Source organism: Candidatus Methylomirabilota bacterium (genome assembly GCA_035315345.1).
Classification (GTDB): domain Bacteria; phylum Methylomirabilota; class Methylomirabilia; order Rokubacteriales; family CSP1-6; genus CAMLFJ01.
In genome coordinates this window covers 1-2,938 of the sequence record DATFYA010000224.1, presented here as the reverse complement: position 1 = coordinate 2,938, position 2,938 = coordinate 1, and the positions used below count along the sequence as shown (strand labels likewise).

4 protein-coding genes are annotated in these 2,938 nt (G+C 65.2%); all 4 read left to right on the top strand.

The annotated features are described in order from the left end of the window. The coding region (locus tag VKN16_28345) for a type II secretion system protein GspG (GenBank protein HME98134.1) at positions 1-334 on the top strand (334 nt) is incomplete at its 5' end. Positions 335-513: 179 nt separating this feature from the next. Continuing rightward, a complete protein-coding gene (locus VKN16_28340) occupies positions 514-1,269 on the top strand; it encodes a prepilin peptidase (protein ID HME98133.1) in 756 nt (251 codons plus the stop codon). A 300-nt stretch (positions 1,270-1,569) separates the two neighbouring features. After that, the gene (locus VKN16_28335) at positions 1,570-2,082 is read left to right on the top strand and encodes a type II secretion system protein (GenBank protein HME98132.1); all 513 of its coding nucleotides are present in this window, start codon (positions 1,570-1,572) and stop codon (positions 2,080-2,082) included. A 517-nt stretch (positions 2,083-2,599) separates the two neighbouring features. After that, a partial coding sequence (locus VKN16_28330; GenBank protein ID HME98131.1) for a hypothetical protein occupies positions 2,600-2,938 on the top strand: 339 nt, incomplete at its 3' end.

Genomic DNA, 2,938 nt, shown 5'->3' with positions numbered 1-2,938 from the left:
CGTCGTGGCCATCATCGGTATCCTCGCTGCTATCGCTATCCCGCTGTACGCCAACGTCCAGGCGCGCGCCCGGCTGGCCAAGGCCCAGGCCGACGCCCGGGCCCTCGCGTCCGCCGTCAGCATCTACTCGGCGCACATGGGTACTCTTCCGACGGGGCTCAACGATCTGACCACCCCGGCCACCAACTCGCTCAGCCAGACCGCCGGTCCCTTCATGGCTTCGATTCCTCAGGGTCCCGCGGGTTGGGGTAGCTATAACTACGCCCCCAACGCCTCGGCCGGTACCTTCACCATCACCAACTCCGGCGACGCCACCAGCGTCAGCGTTCCGTAGCTGCGGGGTCGGCTGCCTCGGGGGTGGATCCTTGCCGCCCCCGGGGCCCCCTCGACGCTGAGCAGCCCGCTCGAGATCCCCCGCCACTTGCAAAGGCTCACCGTGCACACCGGGCTGGGCACCACCGTCCCAGGAATTGAGCAGTTCTCAGTCCGATGATTCCGCTCCCGATCGCCGTGGTGTTCTGCGCGCTCTTCGGACTGTGCGTAGGGAGCTTTCTCAATGTGGTCATCGCGCGCATTCCGGCGGGCCGCAGCATTGCTCATCCAGGTTCGGCATGCCCGCTCTGCGGAGTCGCCATCCGCTGGTATGACAACCTTCCCGTGCTGTCGTACATCATGCTCGGCGGGCGCTGTCGCGCCTGTCACGCTCCGATCTCCTGGCGATATCCGGTCGTCGAGCTGATCTGCGGGGCGCTGTTCGCGGCGGCGTATCTTCGCTTCGGCCCCGGCACTCAGCTGGTCGCGACGCTCGTCCTCCTCTCCACGTTGATCGCGATCACCGGCATCGATGTGGACCACCAGATCATTCCCGACGTGCTCAGCATTCCGGGCATCGCGCTCGGTCTGCTGGCGAGCCTCGCTCCGGGATCGATCGGGTTGAGGGACTCCGCGCTGGGTACGCTGCTGGGCGGCGGAGTGTTCATCGTGATCATTGTCGCGAGCGCGATCGTGCTGGGCCAGCCGGGGATGGGCGTCGGCGACGTCAAGCTCGGCGCCATGCTTGGCGCCTTCCTGGGTTGGAAGCTGGTCCTGTTGAGCATCCTCCTCTCGGTCCTGATCGGTGGCCCCTTGGCCGCAACTCTCCTGGCCACCGGTAGAAAGGGACGGAAGGACCCCCTGCCCTTCGGCCCGTTCCTCGCGGCCGGCGGCGTGATCAGCCTCTTCTGCGGAGACGCGGTTCTCGCCTGGTACTTCGCGCAATTCGCAGCCTGACTCGCCGGCGTCGATGGGCTGACGTCAGGAGATGTTTTGGCGCGATATGTTCCTGGTGATCGCACTCTCGAAAGAGCGTTTTGTCGGTTGGGGTGACGGGCAACGTCATCAAACAACATACGGTCTATGTCGACTTGCAGTGCAGCAGGCCGATGCGCCACAATCAAACGGCTTGGAGTGGCTGTAAAGTATGGATTCGAAGCTAGATTTCGAATCACCTCTCTGACTCTTGGTGCGATCTCGGAGCCAGCGTGTTCAGGGGCCCGCCTGCGCAGGGGGTATTAAAGTTTGGTCCCTTTCTTGCTGTCTCTCAACGCCATGCTGCGCCGACGATCGTCCGTTGATTCCTGCGGCATCGGCTGCCTGAGCCGGTCTCAGGCTGGCTACTCCCTCGCAGAGCTCGTCATCACGACGGCCATGATCCTGATCATCTCCGCCATCGCGGCGCCATCATTCATCAACTACTACCGCAGCGCCCGCGTGCGGTCCGCGGCGGATGTCGTCAAGACGTATCTCAACGAGGGGCGGCAGTTGGCGATCCGGCAAAACGCTCCGGTCTGCGTGAAATCGACGTCGACGGCGGTTCAGTTCCTGCAGACGAATTGCACTGGGACCGCCATCGCGGTGGCCGGTCTCACCAGCTCCTCGAGCACCATTCGGCTGCCGGACAACATCACCCTTTCGACCTCAGGTGCGATCTTCACGAATCTCGGAGCAGCCAATCCGGGCGCGACCTACACGGTGACCGACACCGTGAGCGGTCAGCAGTTGACGGTGACCGTCGCGGGATCAGGCCGCGTCACGACGCCATAGGTTCCGGTCGCGTGCAGGCACACCTGGCAGCACCGCAGCAAGGACTCACCCTGGTAGAAGTTCTCGCCGCGCTCACCATCCTGTCGATCGGTCTCCTCGCGCTGGTCTCCTTGCTCCCGCTGGCCGCCTCCCGCGTCCACGAGGGCGCTCACCGTTCGAGGGCGATCTTCTTCGCTTCTCAGCGTCTCGAGCAGGTCAAGCATGCAGTAGGGCTGGCCGAGCGTGACCAGGATCCTTTGAGCGAGGCGGCCGTCCGGTTTCCCGACGAGCCTACTTTGCCGGCACCTCACGAGGCGTTCAGTCGGGCCGTGCGACTTCGAGACTGCGGCCAAGCTCCCGGTTGCTCAGGGGTGAGCGCGCCTGGGATGCGTCAGATCTCGGTGACCGTAACGTATCCGACACGCGCTGGGCAGGCGGCACAGGCCGACCGCGGCGTCGTCCTCCTCAGTACCTACATCGGCGCGCGGTGAGGCAGATCTTTCGCCAGCGGCTCCAGTTTCGAGACCAGCGCGGGTCCGTGCTGCCGCTGGCGATGATCATCCTGCTCATCCTGTCGGCGGTCCTCAGTGGCCTGGCACTGCTCACCGGGCAGGAGCCGCTCGTGGCGGGCAATCATCTGACGCTCGCTCAGGCCCAGGCGATGGCAGAGGCCGCTATCGAACGGGCGCTCTGGGCTCTCAGCAATCCGGACTCTCCGGACGGCATCGCGTGGCCGGCGCCCGCGCCTGCCCCCTACGATGGCAGTCGATTCATCGCGGTCGTCACCGAAAGCGGGGCCGCGCTCGGTGGCTTCCGCCTGGCCGTCACCGGCGAAGGAGATCGGCAGCGACAGGTCGTGGCTACCGGTCTGGTACCC